This is a genomic window from Streptomyces yatensis (genome assembly GCF_018069625.1).
In the GTDB taxonomy this organism is placed as follows: Bacteria; Actinomycetota; Actinomycetes; order Streptomycetales; family Streptomycetaceae; genus Streptomyces; species Streptomyces yatensis.
This window is the reverse complement of record NZ_CP072941.1, coordinates 3,459,680-3,481,519: the sequence shown is the minus strand read 5'-3', so window position 1 is coordinate 3,481,519 and position 21,840 is coordinate 3,459,680. Positions and strand designations below refer to the sequence as shown.

Sequence of the window (21,840 nt, the reverse complement as noted above, 5' to 3'; positions counted from 1 at the left end):
TGTCACTGCCGTGGTGTGCAATGGACGCGTGCCCGTGCTGGATGAACCACTGAAGAAGGTCCTGGGCGGCAACACCGCGAAGGTGATGGCCGACCATCTCGACCTGCACACCGTCGGCGATCTGCTGCACCACTACCCGCGGCGGTACGCGGAGCGCGGTGAGCTGACCCGGCTGTCCGACCTGCCCCTGGACGAGCATGTGACCGTGGTGGCGCAGGTCGCCGACGCCCGGGTGCATACGTTCAACGGCGGCCGGGGCCGCCGGCTGGAGGTCACCATCACCGACGGCAGCGGCCGTCTCCAGCTGGTCTTCTTCGGCAAGGGGGTCCACAAGCCGCGATCGGAGCTGCAGCCGGGCACCCGCGCGATGTTCGCCGGGAAGGTCTCGGTCTTCAACCGCAAGCGGCAGCTGGCCCACCCGGAGTTCAAGACGCTGGGCGCGGAGAGCGGCGCGGAGGCCGTGGAGGCGTTCGCCCATCAGCTGCTGCCGCTCTATCCGGCGTGCAAGCAAATGGAGTCCTGGCAGATCCAGCAGGCCATCGACACGGTGCTGGGCCCGGCCGGCCACGAGGAGACCGCGCTGGCCGGGCTCGTCGACCCGCTCCCCGACAGCCTCCGCGAGGGCCGGGGGCTGGCCACGCTCCCCGAGGCACTGCGCAAGATCCACCGGCCGGCCACCAAGACCGATATCGCGATGGCCCGGGACCGCCTGAAGTGGGACGAGGCGTTCGTCCTGCAGGTGGCGCTCGCCCGGCGCCGGCGGGCCGACGCCCAGCTGCCCGCGGCGCCCCGCAAGCCCGTCCCGGACGGGCTGCTGACCGCCTTCGACGCCCGGCTGCCGTTCACCCTCACCGAGGGCCAGCGCCGGGTCAGCGAGGAGATCTTCGCCGACCTGGCCACCGACCACCCCATGCACCGGCTGCTCCAGGGCGAGGTCGGCTCGGGCAAGACCATGGTCGCGCTGCGCGCGATGCTCGGCGTCGTGGACGCCGGGGGACAGGCGGCGATGCTCGCGCCCACCGAGGTGCTCGCCCAGCAGCACCACCGCTCGATCACCGAGATGATGGGGGAGCTGGCCGAGGGGGGAATGCTCGGCGGCGCGGAGCAGGGCACCAAGGTGGTGCTGCTCACCGGTTCCATGGGCGCCGCGGCCCGCCGTCAGGCGCTGCTGGACCTGGTCACCGGCGAGGCTGGGATCGTGATCGGCACCCACGCCCTGATCGAGGACAAGGTCCAGTTCCACGACCTGGGGCTGGTCGTCGTCGACGAGCAGCACCGCTTCGGGGTCGAGCAGCGCGACGCCCTGCGCTCGAAGGGCAAGCAGCCCCCGCATCTGCTGGTGATGACGGCCACCCCGATCCCGCGCACCGTCGCCATGACCGTCTTCGGCGACCTGGAGACCTCCGTCCTGGACCAGCTGCCCTCGGGCCGCTCCCCGATCGCCTCCCATGTGGTGCCCGCCAAGGACAAGCCGCACTTCCTGGCCCGCGCCTGGGAGCGGGTGCGCGAGGAGGTGGCCGCCGGGCACCAGGGGTATGTGGTGTGCCCGCGGATCGGGGACGACGCCGGCGACGAGGGGGACGCGTCCAAGGGCGCCGCGAGCCCGTCCCCCGAGGACGAGGCCGAGAAGCGCCCCCCGCTGGCCGTCGTCGAGGTCGCCGAGCAGCTCACCAAGGGGCCGCTGAGCGATCTGCGGGTGGAGGTGCTGCACGGGCGGATGCAGCCCGAGGCCAAGGACGACGTGATGCGCCGCTTCGCCGCGGGCGAGGTGGACGTCCTGGTCGCCACGACCGTCATCGAGGTCGGTGTCAACGTCCCCAACGCCACCGCCATGGTGATCATGGACGCCGACCGGTTCGGCGTCTCCCAGCTGCATCAGCTGCGCGGCCGTGTCGGCCGTGGCTCGGCCGCCGGGCTGTGTCTGCTGGTGACCGACATGCCCGAGGCCAGCCCCGCCCGGGCGCGGCTGGGCGCGGTCGCGGCCACGCTCGACGGCTTCGAGCTGTCCCGGATCGACCTGGAGCAGCGCCGGGAGGGCGATGTGCTCGGCCAGGCCCAGTCCGGCGTCCGCTCCTCGCTGCGGGTGCTCGCCGTCATCGACGACGAGGAGGTCATCGCGGCGGCCCGGGAGGAGGCGACCGCGATCGTCGCCGACGACCCGGAGCTGACCGGATACCCGGAGCTGCGCACCGCGCTGGACGCCCTGCTGGACAAGGAGCGCGAGGAGTACCTCGACAAGGGCTGAGACCAGAGCCGGGACAGACACCGGGACAGGGGCCGAGGCGAGGGCTGGGACAGATGCTGGGACAGGGGCCGGGACGAGGGCTGGACGGGCGCCGGGGGCGGGGCCGGGCCCCGCGTTCCGAGCGCGCGGCCACCGCCCGCCCCCGGACGCCATATCGTGGAGGTGCGGCGGCCCCGCCCGGACGGGCGCGGTGCGCCGCAGCCCCGACCACCGCGAAGGACTGCCACCACCCATGACCCGCGTGATCGCCGGAGCGGCCGGCGGACGCCGCCTGGCCGTGCCGCCGGGAAACGGCACCCGACCCACTTCGGACCGGGCGCGCGAGGGCCTGTTCTCCACCTGGGAGTCGCTGCTCGGCTCGCTGGACGGGGCCCGCGTCCTCGACCTGTACGGCGGCTCCGGCGCGGTCGGCCTGGAGGCGCTGTCCCGCGGCGCCGGCCATGTGCTGCTGGTCGAGTCGGACCCGCGGGCGGCCCGCACGATCCGTCAGAACGTCCGGGCGCTCGGTCTGCCCGGCGCGGAGCTGCGCACCGGCAAGGCCGAACAGACCGTCACCGGCCAGGCCCCCGTCACCGGCCCGTACGACGTCGTTTTCCTGGACCCGCCCTACGCCGTCACCGACGCCGAACTCCGCGAGATCCTCCTCACACTCCTGGGGAATGGCTGGCTAGCGGCCGACGCGCTGGCCACCGTTGAGCGGAGCACACGAGGTGGGGAGTTCGTGTGGCCTGCCGGATTCGAGGGGCTACGGGCCCGTCGGTACGGCGAGGGCACGCTTTGGTACGGTCGCGCCGCCTCGACGTGCGAGAACGCGTCATGACCGGATCCGAGAGCGAGGAACTTCCGTTGCGCCGCGCAGTCTGCCCGGGGTCGTTCGACCCCGTCACCAATGGACACCTCGACATCATCGGCCGTGCCTCCAAGCTCTATGACGTCGTGCACGTCGCCGTGATGATCAACAAGTCGAAGCAGGGCCTGTTCACGGTGGAGGAGCGGATCGACTTCCTCCGCCAGACCACGGAGGAATACGGAAACGTCAAGGTAGAGGCGTTCCATGGACTTCTGGTCGACTTCTGCAAGCAGCGCGACATCCCCGCGATCGTCAAGGGGCTGCGGGCCGTCAGCGACTTCGACTACGAGCTGCAGATGGCCCAGATGAACAACGGCCTCTCCGGCGTGGAGACGCTGTTCGTGCCCACCAACCCCACCTACAGCTTCCTCTCCTCCAGCCTGGTCAAGGAGGTCGCCGCCTGGGGCGGCGACGTCTCCCACCTGGTGCCCCCGGTGGTGCTGGAATCGCTCTCCGAGCGGCTCGGCCGGAAGTAACGGCTGACGGGACGTCAGCGGCTGTCCGGGAGCGGTCCGCTCGCCGTACAGTCGTCCCGTTCGTTCTCCGTTCCCATCCGCATCCAGACAGTCTGCGAGCACCCACAGTGGACGTGCAGAAGAAGCTCGACGAGATCGTCGATACCGTCGGCGGCGCCCGGTCCATGCCCATGTCGGCCTCGTGCGTGGTCAACCGCGCCGAGCTGCTCGCCATGCTCGAAGAGGTGCGCGCGGCACTCCCGGACTCCCTGGCCCACGCCCAGGAGCTGATCGGCGGCCGGGACCAGATGGTGGAGGAGGCCCGCCGGGAGGCCGGGCGGATCATCGAGTCCGCGCACGCCCAGGGCGCCTCGCTGATCTCGGATACGGAGATGGTGCGGAAGGCCCAGGAGGAGGCCGACCGGATCCTCACCGAGGCCCGCCGGGAGGCCGAGGAGATCCGCGCCGAGGCCGACGACTACGTGGACAGCAAGCTGGCCAACTTCGAGGTCGTGCTCACCAAGACCATCGGCTCGGTGGGCCGCGGCCGCGAGAAGCTGCTCGGCCGCGTGCCCGGCGCCGAGGACGGCTTCGAGCAGCCCGACGAGGGCCCGGAGCGCAGCGCCGACCCGGCGACCCTGCGGCAGCGCGCCGACGAGTACGTGGACACCAAGCTGGGGGCCGTCTCGGCGGTCCTCTCCAAGACCCTGGAGGCGGTCGGCCGGGGCCGTCAGAAGCTGCTCGGGGCCCGGCCCGCCGATGAGCTCGGCGCCCATATGGCGGCCCAGGACGAGGCCGGCATGGCCCTGCGGACCACCGACGACGACTATCTGGCGGACCTCGCCCAGTCCCAGGCGGCCGTCGCCCAGCCCGTGGCCCAGCCCGATCAGGCGGCCGCCGACGCGGCGTACTACGCCGCCACCGCGGGCTACCAGCAGCAGGACGGGTACGCCATGCAGGGCGGCTACCAGCAGCAGGCCTACGTACCGCAGCAGGACCAGCAGGCCTACGTACCGCAGCAGGACCAGCAGGCCTACGTCGCGCAGCAGCAGGACCCGTACGCCATGCAGGGCGGCTATCAGCAGGACGCCTACGCCTGGCAGCAGCAGGCCCAGGCCCAGGGCTACGACCCGAACGCGGGCTATGTGCCCCAGCAGCCCCAGCAGCCGCCGCACCACCATCAGCAGCAGCAGTCGGGCGCCGCGCTCGACGAGACCAGCCTGTTCGACACGAGCATGATCGACCTCGATCAGCTCCGCCAGTACGAGCAGGGCCGCTAGGTCCCCGTACGCCCCAGGCCGCCAGAACTCCGCCCCCACCGGGCGGATTGGGTCTACGGCGGCCTGTCCAGTATCCTGGCTCTTCGGTCGCGTGTACGTCCGCGATCTCGGCTGCCCGTTTCGTAGCGAATGATCGGGTGGCCCGCCGCAGCGTAGAAAGCAGGAAGCCCTGAACGCCCGCCTCGACCACCGTGCCCCTCTCGTGTTCGACACGCGCGAGCTGGGCCGTCGTCCTGGTGCGCTGAAAAGGATCTCCCGTTCCGTGGCGGCGCCGAAGGACCTCGGCATCGAGGTTATCGGGGTGCCGGAAGGCGCGACCGTCGAGCTGGACCTCCGCCTGGAGTCGGTCATGGAAGGGGTGCTTGTCACAGGCACCGCCCGTGCACCGCTGACGGGGGAGTGCGTAAGGTGTCTGGAGCCGCTGGAGCGAGAGCTCGAAGCGGATTTCCAGGAGATGTACTCCTACCCCGACGCCGACGACCGGAGCCGCGACGCGGATACCGGCGACGACGCCGAGGAGGAGGACAGGCTCTTCCTCGAGGCCGACCTGTTCGACCTCGAGCCCGTGCTGCGTGACGCGGTGGTGCTCGCACTGCCGCTGCAGCCGGTGTGCCGGGAGGACTGCCCCGGGCTGTGTGCCGAATGCGGCGCCCGTCTCGCGGACGACCCCGACCACCACCACGATGCCGCCGACATCCGTTGGGCGGCACTGCAGGGACTCGCCGAGACCATGAGGGACGGCGAGAAGGACAACGCACCCCGCGAGCGCGGGGATGACCCACAGGAGAAGTAGCCGTGGCTGTTCCGAAGCGGAAGATGTCGCGCAGCAACACGCGCCACCGCCGGTCGCAGTGGAAGGCTGCGGTCCCCACCCTGGTGGCGTGCGAGCGCTGCCACGAGCCGAAGCAGCAGCACATCGCGTGCCCGAGCTGCGGCACCTACAACCGCCGCCAGGTCCTCGAGGTCTGATCGGCGGGTGACAGGCTCTATGTCAGACGCCACTACGCCCCCGCGTAAGCGCGGTGAAGCGTCCCAGGCGGACACGGCCTCGTCCCACACGATCCTGGAAGGGCGGCTCGGGTACCAGCTCGAGTCCGCCCTTCTGGTGCGTGCGCTGACCCACCGCTCCTTCGCGTACGAGAACGGCGGGCTGCCCACCAACGAGCGGCTGGAATTCCTCGGGGATTCCGTGCTCGGCCTGGTGGTCACCGACACGCTGTACCGCATCCACCCCGACCTGCCCGAGGGCCAGCTGGCCAAGCTGCGGGCCGCGGTGGTGAACTCGCGCGCGCTCGCGGAAGTGGGCCGCGGTCTGGACCTCGGCGCCTTCATCCGGCTCGGCCGGGGCGAAGAGGGCACCGGGGGCAGGGACAAGGCTTCCATCCTCGCCGACACCCTTGAAGCGGTGATCGGCGCGGTCTATCTCGACCGGGGGCTCGACGCTGCCGCCGAGCTGGTGCACCGGCTCTTCGACCCGCTGATCGAGAAGTCCTCGAACCTCGGCGCCGGCCTGGACTGGAAGACCAGCCTCCAGGAGCTGACCGCCACCGAGGGTCTCGGGGTCCCGGAGTACCTGGTCTCCGAGACCGGTCCCGACCACGAGAAGACCTTCACGGCTGCTGCCCGCGTCGGTGGTGTCGCGTACGGCACCGGCACCGGCCGCAGCAAGAAGGAAGCCGAGCAGCAGGCGGCCGAGGCCGCCTGGCGCGCGATTCGCGCGGCTGCCGACGAGGCTCAGGCGAAGGCCAAGGCGGCCGACGCCGAAACCGCCACCACGGCGGCGGACGGCGGAGCCGCCGCCGACACGGCCTCCTCGGCACGCTGATCGCCCTTCCCCGTACCGTCCGTCACGTCCGTAACACCTCTCACCGCCCCCGTGGCGGACGGCCCGCCCGGCCGTTCCGCCCGGGGGCGGTGAGGGCTCAAGGCCAAGGAGGCCCCCGTTGCCCGAGCTGCCCGAGGTCGAGGTGGTCCGCCGCGGACTGGAGCGCTGGGTCAGCGGCCGTACGGTCGCCGACGTCCAGGTGCTGCATCCGCGCGCGGTCCGTCGCCACCTCGGCGGCGCGGAGGACTTCGCGGCCCGGCTCAGGGGCCGCCGCACCGGGATCGTCCGCCGCCGCGGCAAGTACCTGTGGCTGCCGTTCGACGATGACGCCGCCGCCGAGGCGGTCCTGGCCCATCTCGGGATGAGCGGGCAGCTGCTGGTCCAGCCGGCCGAGGCCCCCGACGAGAAGCATCTGCGGATCCGGGTCCGCTTCGCCGACGACGCGGGCACCGAGCTGCGCTTCGTCGACCAGCGCACCTTCGGCGGGCTCTCGCTGCACGACACCGTCCCCGGCGACCTGGAGGGGCTGCCGGACGCCATCGCGCACATCGCCCGCGACCCGCTGGACCCCGCCTTCGACGAGGCCGCCTTCCACACCGCGCTGCGCCGCCGCCGCACCACGATCAAGCGCGCCCTGCTGGACCAGTCGCTGATCAGCGGGGTCGGCAACATCTACGCCGACGAGGCGCTGTGGCGCGCCCGGCTGCACTACGACCGGCCGACGGCGACCCTCGCCCGCCCGCGCGCCGCCGAACTCCTCGGCCATGTGCGCGAGGTGATGGCCGCGGCGCTGGCCGTCGGCGGCACCAGCTTCGACAGCCTCTACGTCAATGTGAACGGCGAGTCCGGGTACTTCGAGCGCTCCCTGGACGCCTACGGCCGCGAGGACGAGCCGTGCCGCCGCTGCGGCACCGCGATGCGCCGCCGCCCCTGGATGAACCGCTCCAGCTACTTCTGCCCGCGCTGTCAGCGCCCGCCGCGCCCGGCCATCGCGGCCCGGCCGTCGTCCCGCCCGGCCGTCTCGCCGCTCTCGGCGCGCACGGTGTCATAGCGCTCCTGGGCGCTCAGCACCTCGGGCATCCGGTCCTCGACCAGATCGATCAGGGCCAGCAGCCGCTCGGCGACCGCGCTGCCCAGCGGGGTCAGCCGGTAGTCCACGCGGGGCGGGTTGGTCGGCTGGGCCTCGCGGTGCACCAGACCGTCGCGCTCCAGCGCGTGCAGCGTCTGGGACAGCATCTTCTCGCTGACCCCGTCGACCCGCCGCCGCAACTCGTTGAAGCGGAAGCTGCCGTCGTGGAGCGCGCCCAGGATGAGACCGCCCCATTTTCCGGTGACATGCTCCAGCGTGCCGCGCGAGGGGCAGGCGCGGGCGAACACGTCGAAGGCCAGGTTCTCCGCGTCGGCCGTGGAGGACGCCGCGCCAGTGCGTTCACAGTCCATGCACACACCATACGCGCACTCAGCGCTGACTCCAGGGGTGCGCTTTCGCATGGTGAGTATGCAGCTACGGGCGCATGCGAAGCCCGGGGCGCATGCATACGCCCCGGGCTCGGCGGGTGACGGGCTGTGGTCGCCCGCTCAGGCGCTCAGTAGCCGAAGTCCTGGGTCCACCAGGGGCCGCCGGTGCCGAAGTGGGTGCCGACGCCCAGCCGCTTGAACGAGCAGTTGAGGATGTTGGCGCGGTGGCCGGAGCTGTTCATCCAGGAGTCCATGACCGCCTGTGCGTCCGACTGGCCGCGGGCGATGTTCTCCCCGCCCAGGTCCAGGATGCCCGCGCTCTCGGCGCGGTCCCAGGGGCTGTCGCCGTCGGGGCTGATGTGGTCGAAGAACTGGCGCAGGGACATGTCCTCGCTGAAGTCCTCGGCCAACTGGGCGAGTTTGGGGTCGGCCGTCACGGGGGCGCAGCCGGCCTTCTCGCGCTCTTGGTTGACGAGGGTGAGGACCTCGGTCTCCGAGGCGGTCTCGGGGCCGGCCGACTCCGCGGGGGGCGCGGGTGCGGTCGGCTCCGTCGTGGGCGTACGGGACGGCTTCCCGTGCCCGGCGCCCTTGGAGCCGCCCTTGCCGTTTCCGTTTCCGTTGTTTCCGGCGCTCCCTGAGGGCGCGGAGGGCCCCGGCTGCTCCGGCGGTCGGGTGGAAGGGGGGCTGGAGGGCTTGGGAGGGGTCTTGGAGGGAGTTGTGGAGGGTGCGTGAGGGCGGTCGTCGCCGCGGCTGGGCGGCACCGAGCCGCGGCCGGTGGGGGCCGCGGACTGCGAGCCCTGTGTCTCCAGGCCCGAGTCGGTGGGACCGCCCGCCTGGACCTGTCCGGCGGAGTCATTGCCCCCGCCCAATTGGTAGCCGTCGCCCGGAACGAGTCCGGAGGCCATCGCCACCGCGCCGACCGCGACGGCGGCGGACACGCCCAACAGTCCGGTCCGGACCGGAGCGAGGGGGCTCCGGTGCGGTCCCCGGTGGCGGCCTGCGATGGCGTCGTGCGCCACGGCCCCGGGGGCAGATCGTCGATGGCGGCCCATCTCCTGCCTTCCTTGTGTTCTCGGCGTCAAAAGTCGCTCGAAATGTGTCACTCGTGTGCGCGAGCCATGTATCACTCGTGTGGGTGAGTCTCGTTGAGCCGGGACTGTACGCCATTCGGGCCCCAACGCGCGTGCACAGTTGCTAATTGGATGGTTTAGCGCCTGCTCGCGCGTGGGGTTAGCGTGCGCGTATGAACGAGAGAGTCCGCCTCACCGTGTGGGTCCGCGGCCGCGTCCAGGGCGTCGGCTTCCGCTGGTACACCCGGGCCAACGCGCTGCGTATCGGGGCCCTCGTCGGCTTTGCCTCCAACCTCGCCGACGGGCGGGTGCAGGTGGTCGCGGAGGGCCCGCGTGCGGAATGCGAACAGCTGCTCGAATGGCTCCGGGATGGCGACACGCCCGGGAAAGTCGAGGGAATCACCGAGATCTGGGACACACCGCGCGGTGGTTACGACACCTTCGAAATCCGTTGATCAACTCACCGGAGGCACCCTCCGCGGCACCCCGCTGACCATGCCTTCCCTGCGCACGGTGAGCAGAAATCGGCTGATGGTTGCCAACGGCGCCGCGCCGTGGAAGGCTGCGGTGTCACGGAAGATCCCCGACCGCCATGGGTCCTCTGGAGAGGGGCCGGCACCGTCCGCCGCCCGTGTGCTCTCGGCCCTTGCGGCCCCGTCGGCATGTGATCGTGTTGACCCTCAAACCAATTGGTGAGACGCTGGAAGCCCCGCGCACCTTAACGGTTTGCCGCGCAGCACGGTAGTAATTTCGGCAAGCATCGCGGGTGCAAATTCCCTCACGACCCACCACCGCTTCGGTCGGTCACTCAGTGTGGAGGACCATCCATCATGGCAAAGGCGCTTCTCGGTTACGTCGGCGGTTCCGACCCCCGAGTCCTCGCCGAGATGCGACGGCTTCAGCAGCGCGTCCAGGATCTTGAATCCGAGCTCGTCCGGATTCAGGCCGAGAACGACGCACTGTCCGCCGCCGCTCACCACCACGGCGACTCGCTGCTCGAAAGCATCGACGTATCCCAGGCGGAGCCTGCGCTCGCCTGACCCAGCCCAAGGGCCGGTCGGGCTGCATCGTCAGCCGCTTGAGAACCTTCAAGGGACGCCTCGGCGTCCCTTCGTCGTCTCCCAAGTGGTCTCCGAGCCACCCTTACCGACTGATGTGCCCCTCTCTCCCAGCGGTGAAACCGATCATTGCTGAAACCGAGAAAAAGCCGGGACGGGAGCGCGCCGCCACCGTCACGGGACGGTGCCGGAAGAGGGGTGGCGGGTAGAGTCCAATGGCGTGCATCTCAAGAGCCTGACCCTGCGAGGGTTCAAATCCTTCGCCTCCGCCACGACGCTCCGGTTCGAGCCGGGTATCACCTGCGTCGTCGGTCCCAACGGCTCGGGCAAGTCCAATGTCGTGGACGCCCTTTCCTGGGTCATGGGCGAACAGGGTGCCAAGTCCCTGCGCGGCGGCAAGATGGAGGACGTCATCTTCGCCGGGACCACCGGCCGTCCCCCGCTCGGCCGCGCCGAGGTCTCGCTCACCATCGACAACGCGGACGGCGCGCTGCCGATCGACTACGCCGAAGTCACCATCACGCGGATCATGTTCCGCAACGGCGGCAGCGAGTACCAGATCAACGGGGACACCTGCCGGCTGCTGGACATCCAGGAGCTGCTCTCCGACTCCGGCATCGGCCGTGAGATGCACGTCATCGTCGGGCAGGGCCAGCTCGACGGGGTGCTGCACGCCGACCCGACCGGCCGCCGCGCCTTCATCGAGGAGGCCGCGGGCGTCCTCAAGCACCGCAAGCGCAAGGAGAAGGCGCTGCGGAAGCTGGACGCCATGCAGGCCAACCTCGCACGCGTCCAGGACCTCACCGACGAGTTGCGCCGCCAGCTCAAGCCGCTCGGTCGGCAGGCCGCGGTGGCCCGGCGGGCCGCCGTCATCCAGGCCGATCTGCGCGACGCCCGGCTGCGCCTGCTCGCCGACGACTTGGTGACCCTGCGCGAGGCGCTGCGCGCCGAGATCGCCGACGAGGCCGAGCTCAAGCGGCGCAAGGAGGCCGCCGAGGCCGAGCTGCGGGGTGCCCAGCAGCGCGAGGCGGCGCTGGAGGAGCAGGTGCGGCAGCTCGCCCCCCGGCTCCGGGACGCCCAGCAGACCTGGTACGAGCTCTCGCAGCTCGCCGAGCGGGTGCGCGGCACGATCAGCCTGGCGGACGCCCGGGTCAAGAGCGCCACTTCCGCCCCCGGGGAGGAGCGGCGCGGCCGCGACCCGGAGGACATGGAGCGCGAGGCGGCCCGCATCCGGGAGCAGGAGGCGGAGCTGGAGGCCGCCCTGGAGGCGGCGAGCCGGGCGCTGGAGGACACCGTGGCGCACCGGGCCGAGCTGGAGCGCGGCCTGGCCGACGAGGAGCGCCGTCTGAAGGACGTGGCGCGCGCCATCGCCGACCGCCGCGAAGGGCTGGCCCGGCTCCAGGGCCAGGTGAACGCGGCCCGCAGCCGGGCCGGTTCGGCGCGCGCCGAGATCGAGCGGCTGGCCGCGTCCCGGGACGAGGCACAGACCCGGGCGGTCGCCGCGCAGGAGGAGTACGAGCAGCTCAAGGCGGAGGTCGACGGACTCGACGCGGACGACGCGGAACTGGCGGAGCGCCATGAGGCCGCCAAGCGTGAGCTGGCCGAGGCGGAGGCCGCGCTGAGCCAGGCCCGCGAGGCCGCCACGGCCGCCGAGCGGGAGCGCGCCGCGACCTCCGCCCGCCATGACGCCCTCGCCCTCGGCCTGCGCCGTAAGGACGGCACGGGTGCCCTGCTGGCCGCCGCCGACCGCCTCGGCGGACTGCTGGGCCCCGCCGCCGAACTCCTCACCGTCACCCCGGGCTTCGAGGTGCCCGTCGCCGCGGCCCTGGGCGCCGCCGCCGACGCGATCGCCGTCACCGGCCCCCGCGCGGCGGCCGAGGCGATCCGCCTCCTGCGCGCCGACGACGCCGGCCGAGCCGCCCTCCTCCTGACCACGGCCGCCCCCGACGTGACCACGGCCGCCCCCGACCGAGCGGAGCCCCCGGGCACCGCCGCGGAGCCGGGCGGTTCGGGCGCACCGCACGCCGTTTCGGGTGAATCGGCGCCGGGTGCGGCTTCGGGTGGGCCCGCTTCGCGTGCCGCCTCGGGTGAGCCCGCCCCGCACGCGGCCTCTGGTGGGCCCGTGCCGGGTGCGGCCTCCGGTGGGCCCGCACCGCACGCCGCCTCGGGTGAGCCCGCGCCGTACGCCGCCGCCAGTGAGCCCGAGCCGGGCGGCGCCGCCCTCGTGCCGGGGACGCGCGCCGAGGGGGGCGTGCCGGGCGAGCCGGGCCAGGTGACCCCGCCGCGATCGGCCGCCGCCCCGGCGGCCGAGGGCGCTGCCCCGGCGGCGGCCAGCTCCTCTGTTCCCGACTTCGGGCCGGAGCCCGGCGGTGGCTCGGAAGCGGGCGGGGTATTGGGCGCGGATGCCGGAGCGGCCACGGCCGGGGCGGGTTCCCCGGCTGCCGCGCCTCCGCCGGACGCTTGGGCGGCTGGGTCCGCCGACGCGGGGGACGGGGCCGCCGCCGTACCGGGCACGCGGTCCCCGGACGGTGCGGTAGCCGGGCCCTTCGGCTCCGCTGACGGCTCTCGGCGCGGCGGGACGGACTCCCGGCGTACCGAGTCGGGGTCCGGCGGCCCTGGCGCGCCGCAGGCCGCCGCCGATACCGCGAACCGGAGCGACACGGGCGCCGTGAGCTCGTCCGTAGGGCCCGGCGCGGACCGGCCCGTGGTGCCGGGGACGCGGCCGGAGGCGTCCGGGGACGAGGGCCGCGATCCCCATCCGGCGTCCGACGGCGCCCCATCCGCCTCGGACCCCGGTGCCACGGTCGCCGCCGTCGGTGGACCGTCCACCTCGGCCGTCTCCGCGCGGGTGCCGCATCCCGCCGGGGGAGAGGCGACCGTTCCGGTTGCCGTGCCCGAGGGGGCCGTCTCCCGCGATGAGCCCGGTAAGGCCGCGGCGGCCGAAACATCCCCGCTGGTGGCGGATTTGGTGGCCGGGCCCGCTGCGCTGCTGCCCGCCGTAAGGCGGTTGCTCGACGGCATGGTGGTGGTCGGGACCCTGGAGGAGGCCGAGGAACTGCTCACCAGGCGGCCGGAGTTGACGGCCGTGACCGCCGAGGGTGATCTGCTCGGGGCGCACTTCGCACAGGGTGGGTCGGCCGGGGCGCCCTCGCTGCTGGAGGTGCAGGCGTCCGTCGACGAGGCGGCCGCGGAGCTCGAGCGGCTCGCCGTACGGTGCGAGGAGCTGGCCGGGGCACAGCGCGCGGCGAAGGAGCGGCGGGCCGAGTGCCTGGCGCTGGTCGAGGAGCTGGCGGGGCGCCGGAGCGCGGCGGACCGGGAGAAGTCGCGGGTCGCGCAGTCGCTGGGCCGGCTGGCCGGGACGGCGCGCGGGGCCGCCGGGGAGGCCGAGCGGTCGGCCGCGGCCGTCACCAGGGCCGAGGAGGCGCTGGAGCGGGCGACCGAGGAGGCGGAGGAGCTGGCCGAGCGGCTGGCGGTGGCCGAGGAGCAACCGGGTGAGGAGGAGCCCGACACCTCCGTACGGGACCGGCTCGCGGCTGACGGCGCCAACGCCCGGCAGACCGAGATGGAGGCCCGGCTCCAGGTCCGTACGCATGAGGAGCGCGTCAAGGGGCTCGCGGGGCGGGCCGACGCGCTCGACCGGGGCGCGCGCGCCGAGCGCGAGGCCCGGGCCCGCGCCGAGCAGTTGCGCGCCCGGCTGCGCCACGAGGCCCAGGTGGCCTCCGCCGTGGCCTCCGGCGCCCGTCAGCTGCTCGCTCATGTCGAGGTGTCGCTGGTACGGGCCGGGCAGGAGCGGGACGCCGCGGAGCGCGCCAAGGCCGAGCGCGAGCGGGAGCTGGATGCCGCCCGCGGCCTGGGGCGCGACCTCAAGGGCGAGCTGGACAAGCTCACCGACTCGGTGCACCGGGGTGAGGTGCTGGGGGCGGAGAAGCGGATGCGGATCGAGCAGCTGGAGAGCAAGGCGCTGGAGGAGCTGGGCGTCGAACCGGCCGGGCTGATCGCCGAATACGGCCCCGACCAGCTCGTCCCGCCCTCCCCGCCCGCCGAGGGCGAGGTGCTGCCGGAGGATCCGGAGCATCCGCGCAACCAGCCGGTGCGGTATGTGAGGGGGCAGCAGGAGAAGCGGCTGAAGGCCGCGGAGCGCGCGTACCAGCAGCTCGGCAAGGTCAATCCACTGGCGCTGGAGGAGTTCGCGGCGCTGGAGGAGCGGCATCAGTTCCTGAGCGAGCAACTGGAGGACCTCAAGAAGACCCGGGCCGATCTCCTCCAGGTGGTCAAGGAGGTCGACGAGCGGGTCGAGCAGGTCTTCACGGAGGCCTACCGGGACACGGCGCGCGAGTTCGAGGGCGTCTTCTCCCGGCTGTTCCCGGGCGGGGAGGGGCGGCTGGTGCTGACCGACCCCGAGAACATGCTGACCACGGGCGTGGACGTGGAGGCCCGGCCGCCGGGCAAGAAGGTCAAGCGGCTCTCGCTGCTGTCCGGCGGGGAGCGCTCGCTGACCGCCGTGGCCCTGCTGGTGTCGATCTTCAAGGCGCGGCCGAGCCCGTTCTATGTCATGGACGAGGTCGAGGCGGCGCTCGACGACACCAATCTGCAGCGGCTGATCCGGATCATGCAGGAGCTCCAGGAGGCTTCCCAGCTGATCGTGATCACGCACCAGAAGCGGACGATGGAGGTCGCCGACGCGCTGTACGGCGTCTCCATGCAGGGTGACGGCGTCTCAAAGGTCATCAGCCAGCGCTTGCGGTGACCGATTCAACACTTGAAGTCAAGACATGCTGCCGCATGTCGCCGTGCTGGAAGGATTTCTTCGTCACACGCTATTGACTTCGAAACTTGAAGGAATAGTCTCAGCAACATTGCTTTTACCTTCAAGTGGTGGTCGACGCCTCGGCAGCCTCCGCTGGAAGGGCCAGCCGTCCCCCCACGTCCGGCAGCGTTGCCGGGCGGGCGTCAGGAGTTCACGTTGTCCACCACCGTGCAGGCAGAGGGAGCCGAGGGCCGCAAGGCCCAGCCGGACCACCTCGGCCATGTCATCTTCATCACCGCCGCCGCCGCGATGGGTGGCTTTCTCTTCGGCTACGACAGCTCGGTGATCAACGGAGCGGTCGAAGCCATCCGGGGCAAGTACGACATCGGTTCCGCGGCCCTCGCCCAGGTCGTGGCCATCGCCCTGATCGGCTCGGCCATCGGCGCCGCCACCGCGGGCCGGATAGCCGACCGGATCGGCCGGATCCGCGTCATGCAGATCGCCGCCGCCCTCTTCACGATCAGCGCGGTCGGCTCGGCGCTGCCCTTCTCGCTGTGGGACCTGGCCATGTGGCGGGTGCTCGGCGGTATCGGCATCGGCATGGCCTCGGTGATCGGCCCGGCCTATATCGCCGAGGTCGCCCCGCCCGCCTACCGTGGCCGTCTCGCCTCGTTCCAGCAGGCCGCGATCGTCGTCGGCATCGCCATCTCCCAGCTCGTCAACTGGGGCATCCTCAACCTCGCCGACGGCGACCAGCGCGGCGAGATCGCCGGCCTGGAGGCCTGGCAGTGGATGCTCGGCGTCATGGTCATCCCCGCCGTCCTCTACGGGCTGCTGTCCTTCGCCATCCCCGAGTCGCCCCGCTTCCTGATCTCCGCCGGCCGGACCGAGCAGGCCAAGAAGGTCCTCGAAGAGGTCGAGGGCAAGACCGTGGACCTCGATGTGCGGGTCGCCGAGATCGACCGGGCCATGCGCAGTGAGGAGAAGTCCACCTTCAAGGACCTCCTCGGCGGCCGGTTCGGTCTACTGCCCATCGTCTGGATCGGCATCGGGCTCTCGGTCTTCCAGCAGCTCGTCGGCATCAACGTGGCGTTCTACTACTCCTCGACGCTGTGGCAGTCCGTCGGCGTCGACCCGAGCAGCTCGTTCTTCTACTCCTTCACCACGTCGATCATCAACATCCTCGGCACCGTGATCGCGATGATCTTCGTCGACCGGATCGGCCGCAAGCCGCTGGCGCTCATCGGCTCGGTGGGCATGGCCGTCTCCCTCGGCCTGGTGGCCTGGGCCTTCTCGGCCCACCTGGTGGACGGCAAGCTGCCGCACGCCCAGGGCGTCCTCGCGCTGATCGCCGCCCACGCCTTCGTGCTCTTCTTCGCCCTCTCGTGGGGTGTGGTGGTCTGGGTCCTGCTCGGCGAGATGTTCCCGAACAAGATCCGCGCCGCGGCGCTCGGCGTCGCCGCCTCCGCCCAGTGGATCGCCAACTGGGCCATCACCGCCAGCTTCCCGAGCCTGTCGGACTGGAACCTGTCGGCCACGTACGTCATGTACACAGCCTTCGCCCTGCTCTCGATCCCGTTCATCCTCAAGTGGGTGCCGGAGACCAAGGGCAAGGCGTTGGAGGAGATGGGCTAACCCCCCCCGCCGCCCACTCCTCGCACAGGAGAACTGCCCCGCCTCAGTCCTTGAGGCGGGGCAGCACTCGTTCCGCGAACAGCCGCAGGGACCGCCAGCCCTCCTCGACCGGCATCCCCCCGCACAGCGGATGCAGCACCAGACTCGCCAGCTCGCCGCCCTCCGCCGCGTACGCGACGCACTCCTCGGGGGTCACGACGCGGTAGACGCCCTCGCGGCGCAGCGCCTCCACGTCCTCGGCCCGGGAACGCACCGCCGAGCGCACCGTGCCCTGCTGCCAGGAGGCATACCTGCGCGCCTCGTACAGCAGATGGCCGCCGTACCGCGCCCAGGCCCGGTCCGGATCCTCGGACAGATGCAGCAGCGGGGTGGCCGCCGGGGGCATCAGACACCAGCCCTCGGTGCCGTACTCCGCCCGCCGCGCGTGGTAGTACGCCTCCAGCTCCGGCAGATGCGCGCTCGGGAAGAACGGCAGCCCGAGGCGGGCCGCCCGGCGGGCCGCCGCCTGCGAACTGCCGCCGACCAGCAGCGGCGGATGCGGCCGGGTGTACGGGCGCGGGGTGATCCGGACGGTGCGGCCCCGGTAGTCGAAGGGCTCGCCCGTCCAGGCCGCGAGCAGCGTCTCCAGCGCCTCGTCCTGCAGCGCCCCGCGCCGCTTCCAGTCCTTGTCCTGGGCCGCGTACTCCTCCGGCCGGTAGCCGATTCCCGCCACCGTGATCAGCCGCCCGCCACTGGCCAGGTCCAGCACGGCGAGGTCTTCGGCCAGCCGCAGCGGGTCGTACAGCGGCGCGATCAGCGCCGAGAGGGTGACGGTGATCCGGCGGGTGGCGCCCAGCAGCGTGCCCGCGAAGGGCAGCGGGGCGGGCAGCCAGCTGTCGGGGGAGCCGTGGTGCTCCTCGGTCTGGAGGGTGGAGATGCCCCGCTCGTCGGCGAAGGCCGCCATCTCGAGGGCGGCGCGGTACCGCTCGGACAGGCTGCGCGGGGTCGCGTCGGGATCGACGAGGTTGAGGCGTACGACCGTGACGGGCATGGCGGATGTCCTCCTTCGTCGCGGATGCGGCAGCCGGACCGTAGCTGACGGGCCGTCAAATCACCACCCGCATGGGCCGTTCGGCCCACCGACCGGGCACGGCCGGGACGGATGACTCATGTGCCTGGGACGCGGGGCGGCCGATCGTAAGGGTCGGCCCGCCCCATGGGCCGCAGCCCACAACGCCAACCGAGGAGGGGTGCGTGACCATCAGCACGGGGGAATCACTCATCACCGCGGCCGACATCGACGACCTCATCGTCCGGGTCCGGCTGACCGCGGGCGACCCCGGAGACCTGGAATCCGCCAAGGCCGCGCTCTTCTCCGGCGCCGCCCCGGACCCCGAGGCCGCGCGGCTCATCCGGCAGCGGCTGCTGGTGACCGCCCTGCACCACGGGGGCGCGCTGCTGGCCAAGCTGCTCAGCCGGCTGAGCCCCCGCGAAACCGCGATGGTGCGCCGGTACGCACACCGGCTCGCCAACTTCCTGGACACGCTGGAGGTCTGGGCGGCGCAGCCCATCATGCTCACCCTGATGCGCTTCGGACTGCCTTACGGAGAAGCCGAGACGATCGCCGTCGCCGTCCTGGCGCTCGTGTGGTGAGCATCCGGCCCCGGCGCCGCCGACGGGATACGGAACGGGGGTGCTAGGAGGTCACCGGTTCGGGTGGGGCACGGCATCCGCGCACTTCACGGCCGCGGCGGCGGGTAGGGCTCGGGCGAGACCAAGGAGAACGACCATGCGCCCTACCCGAATCCGCACGGTGATCGCACTCGGCCTGAGCGCCGGGGCCGTCGTGTGGACCGCGGCCGCCTCACCCGCCACCGCCTCCTCCCCGGCCGCCACGTCCGAGGACACCGCCTGGCGGGAGGCGGGGCACTACGACACCACCGCGGCCTGCAAGCGCGCGGGCAAGGCGGGCGTCGAGCGGCACAAGTGGAACGAGTACAAGTGCCGCCCCGGCCGCAACGACAACTACGTCACGCTGTGGGCCAGAGGCGGCTCCGGCGTGGCGCGCCCCCTGACCGCCGGGCCGGCCGCCGGCTGAGATGCGACATGCCGCGCTGCCGAAGGACCGCGCCGTGCGCGCCGCGGGCGGGGTATCGGCACTGATCGTGGTGGTCCTGGCCGGATGGGTGGCCGGGATGCTGAGGGTCAACGACCAGTGGCTCGCGCTCGCCTATCCCCACCCCCGGGGCGCCACCGTGCTGACCCGGGTCGCCGTGGGCGTCCCGGTGCTGGGCGTCGGGGTGCTGCTGCTGGCCGAGCGCGAGGCCCGGCGCTACGGCGGCGTCCTGCTGGTGGCCGGCGGCCTGTGGCTGCTGCCCTCGGCCGCGGCCGGTCTGCTGGGCCTGGCCGACCTGGGCACCACGGGCGCCGTACTGTCCCTGCTGCTCGCCGCCGCCAAGATGGCCTGCCGTCCGCTGACCGTACTGCTGCTGCCGCTGTGGCTGTTCCCGCGGGGCGGGCGCCGGCGGTGGCAGTGGTGGGTGATCAGCCTGGGCGCGTCCGGCTACTGGCTGGGGTACGCGGGGCTGTGGCTGATCAGCGAGCCCCGGGTGGGCTCCGTGCTCAACCCGGCGTTCGCCACCGCGGGCGGCCAGTGGGCCTTCGACCACCTCGACACCTACGCCGAGGCCGAACCCTGGGTGCTGCGCAGCGTCGCGGCGGCCGTGACCGCCGCCCTGTGCTGCCGCGCCGCCCTCTCCCGGGGTGCCGAGCGGCGCGACTGGGCGCTGCTGGCCACCGCCTATCCCGCCTGCGTCTCGCTCCTCCTGTCCCAGTGGGGCGAGGGCGTGCCCACCATCGTGGCCCGCACCGTCGGCAGCGCCGTATGGGCCGCCGCGATCTGCCTCGGCGTCGCCCGCACCGGCATATGGCGGCTGGACCGCTCCACCAGCCACCGCCTCGCCCGCGCCTTCGTGCTCACCTCACTGGCCGCCGTGGTGGTCTGCGCGGTCGTCGCCGTCCAGGCCGGACTCCCCTCCGTACGGAGCGGGGCCACCACCGTCACCGCCGGATGCGCCCTGGTGCTGGGCTGGGGGCTGCGGCCCAGCGCCCGCTGGCTCACCCTGTGCGTCGAGCGCGCCTTCTACGGGCCCCGGGCCCGCCCGCACGAAGCCGTGAGCGCCCTCGCCGTACGGCTGCAACAGGCCCCGCACCCCGGCGAGGTGCCCCAGCAGATCTGCCGCAGCGCCGTGGAGGACCTCGGCGTCTCCGGCGCCGCCGTCAGCGTCGACACCCGCGCCGGCCCCCGGCGGCTGGCCTCCGAGGGGGCCCAGCTGACCGGCCCGGTCCAGACGTTCGTGCTGCGCCACCACGGCCGCACCGTGGGCCGTCTCGAGGTCTCCCGCGACGGCTCCGGCACCCCGGCGGAACGCGACAGCGGACTGCTCTCCCTCCTCGCCGACCAGGCCGCCCCGGCGCTCGCCGCACTGCGCCTGGCCGAGGAGGCGCAAGCCGCCCGGGAGCGGCTGGTGCTCGCCCGCGAGGAGGAGCGCCGTCGGCTGCGCCGGGAGATCCACGACGGACTCGGCCCCCAACTGGCCGCCGTAAGGCTGCGCCTGGACATCGCGCAGACCTCCTGTCCGCCCGGCCACCCCGCCACCCCGCAACTGTGCGAGGCCGCGGAGACGCTCGCCGAGGCGCTGGTCGAGGTGCGGCGGATCACCGCGGGCCTGGCCCCGGCCGCGCTGGCCGAGCGCGGGCTGGCCGGTGCGGTGCGGGACCTGGCGCACCGGCTGGGCGTCGCCGGGCTACGGGTCAGCGTGGCCAGCCGCCCCGCGGGGCTGCCCCCGCTGTCACCCGGCGTCGAGACGGCCGCGTACCGGATCGCGGCGGAGTCGCTGACCAACGCCGTACGACACGCCAGGGCGCGCCAGGTGAGCGTCGAGCTGACCGCGGGCCCGGACACCCTGGAGGTCAAGGTCACCGACGACGGGAGCGGGCTGCGCGAGACCGCGGTGCCCGGGGTGGGTCTCGCGTCGGTCACCGAACGGGCCGAGGAGATCGGCGGCTCCTGCTCGGTGGCCGGATCGGCGACCGGCACGGTGGTGCACGCGGTACTGCCGCTCGCCGGACCGGGCGAACACGGGAACCCCGAGGAGCACCGGAAGCCCACGGGGCACGAGGCGTGCCGGGCTCTGCTCAAGACGAGCAGACCGATGAGCCGGGCGCCTTAGGGCGGAGTGGGGCCGCAGGGTACCCCGGCGTCTTGGGGCGATTGGTTGAGCGGAAGGGGACCGTAGAGCTTCCGGATGCTCAGGCCTTACCGGCCTGGGATCTCTCAGCGGCAACCAAGGCGAGTCGATGGGTGCCCCAGCGCATCGGGTAATTGGGCTTACCGGCCGGGGGCACCTCCCAGCGGTAGCTGGGGGCGAGCCGAAGGGGCGCGTCGCTGTCGAAAGGGAGAGCGCGCGCAGGGAGCGAGGAACGAGCGACCGAGCACGGTCGACCGTCGACAGCGACTGAAGCGCCCCGGAGGCGAACCGAGCCCCAAATAAAGAGAGGGAGCTGTAGAGCGTGGCGCAGTGGCGGGTACTGCTGGTGGACGATCATCCCCTGTTCCGTGAGGGGCTGGCCGCCGCGGTCAATCTCGATGACGCGTTCGCCGTGGTCGGCCAGGCGGCCTGCGCGGACGGGGCGATAGCCGAGGCCGTGCGCACCGGTCCGGATCTGGTGGTGATGGATCTCGGGCTGCCGGGCCGGTCCGGTCTGGAGGCGACGCGGCGGATCCTGTGCGATCACCCCGAGATCCGGGTGCTGGTCATGACGATGTCGGAGGACGACGACAGCCTGCTGGCCGCGGTGCGCGCGGGGGCCCGCGGCTATCTGCTCAAGGGTGCGGGCCGGGACGAGATCCTGCGGGCGCTGCACACCGTGGCGCGGGGCGGCGCGGTGTTCAGCCCGCGGATGGCGGAGCGGCTCGGGGCGCTGGTCGGCGCCTCGGGTTCGGCGTCCGCCAAGGAGGCGTTCCCGACGCTGACGGCCCGGGAGCGGGAGGTGCTGGACCTGCTCGCGGCCGGTCTCGGCTACCGGCAGATCGCCCAGCGGCTGGTGGTCACCGACAAGACGGTGCGCAATCACGTCGGCTCGATCTTCGCCAAGCTCCAAGTGCGCGACCGCGCCCAGGCGATCGTGCGCGCCCGGCAGGCCGGGCTGGGAGGCGCATGACTCGCTCCCCCTCGT

Annotated in this window: 19 protein-coding genes; 16 read left to right on the top strand and 3 right to left on the bottom strand. The window is 72.6% G+C overall.

Going from position 1 to position 21,840, the window contains the following annotated elements:
• Nucleotides 1–85 precede the first annotated feature (85 nt).
• From recG to mutM, 8 genes are all read left to right on the top strand, one after another.
• Nucleotides 86–2,245, top strand: a complete 2,160-nt coding sequence (recG, locus tag J8403_RS13980; RefSeq protein ID WP_246586331.1) for an ATP-dependent DNA helicase RecG — start codon at nt 86–88, stop codon at nt 2,243–2,245.
• A 232-nt stretch (nt 2,246–2,477) separates the two neighbouring features.
• A complete protein-coding gene (rsmD, locus tag J8403_RS13975) occupies nt 2,478–3,065 on the top strand; it encodes a 16S rRNA (guanine(966)-N(2))-methyltransferase RsmD (protein WP_211123485.1) in 588 nt (195 codons plus the stop codon).
• The gene (gene coaD / locus J8403_RS13970; protein WP_093464932.1) at nt 3,062–3,571 is read left to right on the top strand and encodes a pantetheine-phosphate adenylyltransferase; all 510 of its coding nucleotides are present in this window, start codon (nt 3,062–3,064) and stop codon (nt 3,569–3,571) included. The genes rsmD and coaD overlap by 4 nt, the downstream gene beginning before the upstream one ends.
• A 107-nt stretch (nt 3,572–3,678) precedes the next feature.
• Entirely contained in the window at nt 3,679–4,830 is a 1,152-nt protein-coding gene (locus J8403_RS13965) for a F0F1 ATP synthase subunit B (RefSeq protein WP_211123484.1), read from the top strand.
• 202 nt (nt 4,831–5,032) lie between these two features.
• Complete coding sequence (locus tag J8403_RS13960; RefSeq protein WP_228053356.1) at nt 5,033–5,623, top strand: YceD family protein; 591 nt, start codon at nt 5,033–5,035, stop codon at nt 5,621–5,623.
• 2 nt (nt 5,624–5,625) lie between these two features.
• Entirely contained in the window at nt 5,626–5,799 is a 174-nt protein-coding gene (gene rpmF, locus J8403_RS13955; RefSeq protein ID WP_009714764.1) for a 50S ribosomal protein L32, read from the top strand.
• 19 nt (nt 5,800–5,818) lie between these two features.
• Entirely contained in the window at nt 5,819–6,655 is an 837-nt protein-coding gene (gene rnc / locus J8403_RS13950; RefSeq protein WP_211123483.1) for a ribonuclease III, read from the top strand.
• Nucleotides 6,656–6,773: 118 nt separating this feature from the next.
• A complete protein-coding gene (gene mutM / locus J8403_RS13945; protein ID WP_211123482.1) occupies nt 6,774–7,706 on the top strand; it encodes a bifunctional DNA-formamidopyrimidine glycosylase/DNA-(apurinic or apyrimidinic site) lyase in 933 nt (310 codons plus the stop codon).
• Here the strand turns inward: mutM and J8403_RS13940 are convergent.
• Both J8403_RS13940 and J8403_RS13935 read right to left on the bottom strand, forming a co-directional pair.
• A complete protein-coding gene (locus J8403_RS13940; RefSeq protein ID WP_211123481.1) occupies nt 7,622–8,095 on the bottom strand; it encodes a winged helix-turn-helix transcriptional regulator in 474 nt (157 codons plus the stop codon). The two genes, mutM and J8403_RS13940, sit on opposite strands and share 85 nt — an antisense overlap.
• A 146-nt stretch (nt 8,096–8,241) precedes the next feature.
• Entirely contained in the window at nt 8,242–9,165 is a 924-nt protein-coding gene (locus J8403_RS13935) for a CAP domain-containing protein (RefSeq protein ID WP_211123480.1), read from the bottom strand.
• Nucleotides 9,166–9,356: 191 nt separating this feature from the next.
• Here J8403_RS13935 and J8403_RS13930 point away from each other — a divergent pair, with 191 nt between their 5' ends.
• The 4 genes from J8403_RS13930 to J8403_RS13915 all read left to right on the top strand — a co-directional run bounded on the left by J8403_RS13930 (nt 9,357) and on the right by J8403_RS13915 (nt 16,623).
• Complete coding sequence (locus J8403_RS13930; protein ID WP_211123479.1) at nt 9,357–9,638, top strand: acylphosphatase; 282 nt, start codon at nt 9,357–9,359, stop codon at nt 9,636–9,638.
• Nucleotides 9,639–10,013: 375 nt separating this feature from the next.
• Nucleotides 10,014–10,223 carry a hypothetical protein gene (locus J8403_RS13925; protein WP_093464943.1) on the top strand — a complete coding sequence of 70 codons (210 nt, stop codon included), beginning with the start codon at nt 10,014–10,016 and terminating at the stop codon, nt 10,221–10,223.
• A gap of 238 nt (nt 10,224–10,461) precedes the next feature.
• Entirely contained in the window at nt 10,462–14,988 is a 4,527-nt protein-coding gene (locus J8403_RS13920; RefSeq protein WP_211123478.1) for an AAA family ATPase, read from the top strand.
• A 216-nt stretch (nt 14,989–15,204) separates the two neighbouring features.
• The gene (locus J8403_RS13915; protein WP_211123477.1) at nt 15,205–16,623 is read left to right on the top strand and encodes a sugar porter family MFS transporter; all 1,419 of its coding nucleotides are present in this window, start codon (nt 15,205–15,207) and stop codon (nt 16,621–16,623) included.
• A gap of 43 nt (nt 16,624–16,666) precedes the next feature.
• Here the strand turns inward: J8403_RS13915 and J8403_RS13910 are convergent, their stop codons facing one another.
• Nucleotides 16,667–17,653: an LLM class flavin-dependent oxidoreductase gene (locus J8403_RS13910; protein WP_211123476.1), complete on the bottom strand. Its 987-nt coding sequence runs from the start codon at nt 17,651–17,653 to the stop codon at nt 16,667–16,669.
• Nucleotides 17,654–17,856: 203 nt separating this feature from the next.
• Here J8403_RS13910 and J8403_RS13905 point away from each other — a divergent pair, with 203 nt between their 5' ends.
• The 4 genes from J8403_RS13905 to J8403_RS13890 all read left to right on the top strand — a co-directional run bounded on the left by J8403_RS13905 (nt 17,857) and on the right by J8403_RS13890 (nt 21,825).
• On the top strand, nt 17,857–18,255 hold the full coding sequence (locus tag J8403_RS13905; RefSeq protein WP_211123475.1) for a hypothetical protein: 399 nt from the start codon (nt 17,857–17,859) through the stop codon (nt 18,253–18,255).
• Nucleotides 18,256–18,391: 136 nt separating this feature from the next.
• Complete coding sequence (locus J8403_RS13900; RefSeq protein ID WP_211123474.1) at nt 18,392–18,700, top strand: hypothetical protein; 309 nt, start codon at nt 18,392–18,394, stop codon at nt 18,698–18,700.
• Between the two features lies 1 nt (nt 18,701).
• Nucleotides 18,702–20,834, top strand: a complete 2,133-nt coding sequence (locus J8403_RS44340) for a sensor histidine kinase (RefSeq protein ID WP_281427921.1) — start codon at nt 18,702–18,704, stop codon at nt 20,832–20,834.
• Between the two features lie 340 nt (nt 20,835–21,174).
• A complete protein-coding gene (locus J8403_RS13890) occupies nt 21,175–21,825 on the top strand; it encodes a response regulator (protein WP_211123473.1) in 651 nt (216 codons plus the stop codon).
• Nucleotides 21,826–21,840 lie beyond the last annotated feature (15 nt).

Excerpts from the sequence above, each read along its gene's own strand:
- J8403_RS13910 (WP_211123476.1), bottom strand. The coding sequence starts at position 17,653 with ATGCCCGTCACGGTCGTACGCCTCAACCTCGTCGATCCCGACGCGACC.
- J8403_RS44340 (WP_281427921.1), top strand. The coding sequence starts at position 18,702 with ATGCGACATGCCGCGCTGCCGAAGGACCGCGCCGTGCGCGCCGCGGGC.
- J8403_RS13935 (WP_211123480.1), bottom strand. The coding sequence starts at position 9,165 with ATGGGCCGCCATCGACGATCTGCCCCCGGGGCCGTGGCGCACGACGCC.
- J8403_RS13930 (WP_211123479.1), top strand. The coding sequence starts at position 9,357 with ATGAACGAGAGAGTCCGCCTCACCGTGTGGGTCCGCGGCCGCGTCCAG.
- J8403_RS13925 (WP_093464943.1), top strand. The coding sequence starts at position 10,014 with ATGGCAAAGGCGCTTCTCGGTTACGTCGGCGGTTCCGACCCCCGAGTC.
- rnc (WP_211123483.1), top strand. The coding sequence starts at position 5,819 with ATGTCAGACGCCACTACGCCCCCGCGTAAGCGCGGTGAAGCGTCCCAG.
- recG (WP_246586331.1), top strand. The coding sequence starts at position 86 with ATGGCCGACCATCTCGACCTGCACACCGTCGGCGATCTGCTGCACCAC.
- coaD (WP_093464932.1), top strand. The coding sequence starts at position 3,062 with ATGACCGGATCCGAGAGCGAGGAACTTCCGTTGCGCCGCGCAGTCTGC.
- rsmD (WP_211123485.1), top strand. The coding sequence starts at position 2,478 with ATGACCCGCGTGATCGCCGGAGCGGCCGGCGGACGCCGCCTGGCCGTG.
- J8403_RS13940 (WP_211123481.1), bottom strand. The coding sequence starts at position 8,095 with ATGGACTGTGAACGCACTGGCGCGGCGTCCTCCACGGCCGACGCGGAG.
- J8403_RS13900 (WP_211123474.1), top strand. The coding sequence starts at position 18,392 with ATGCGCCCTACCCGAATCCGCACGGTGATCGCACTCGGCCTGAGCGCC.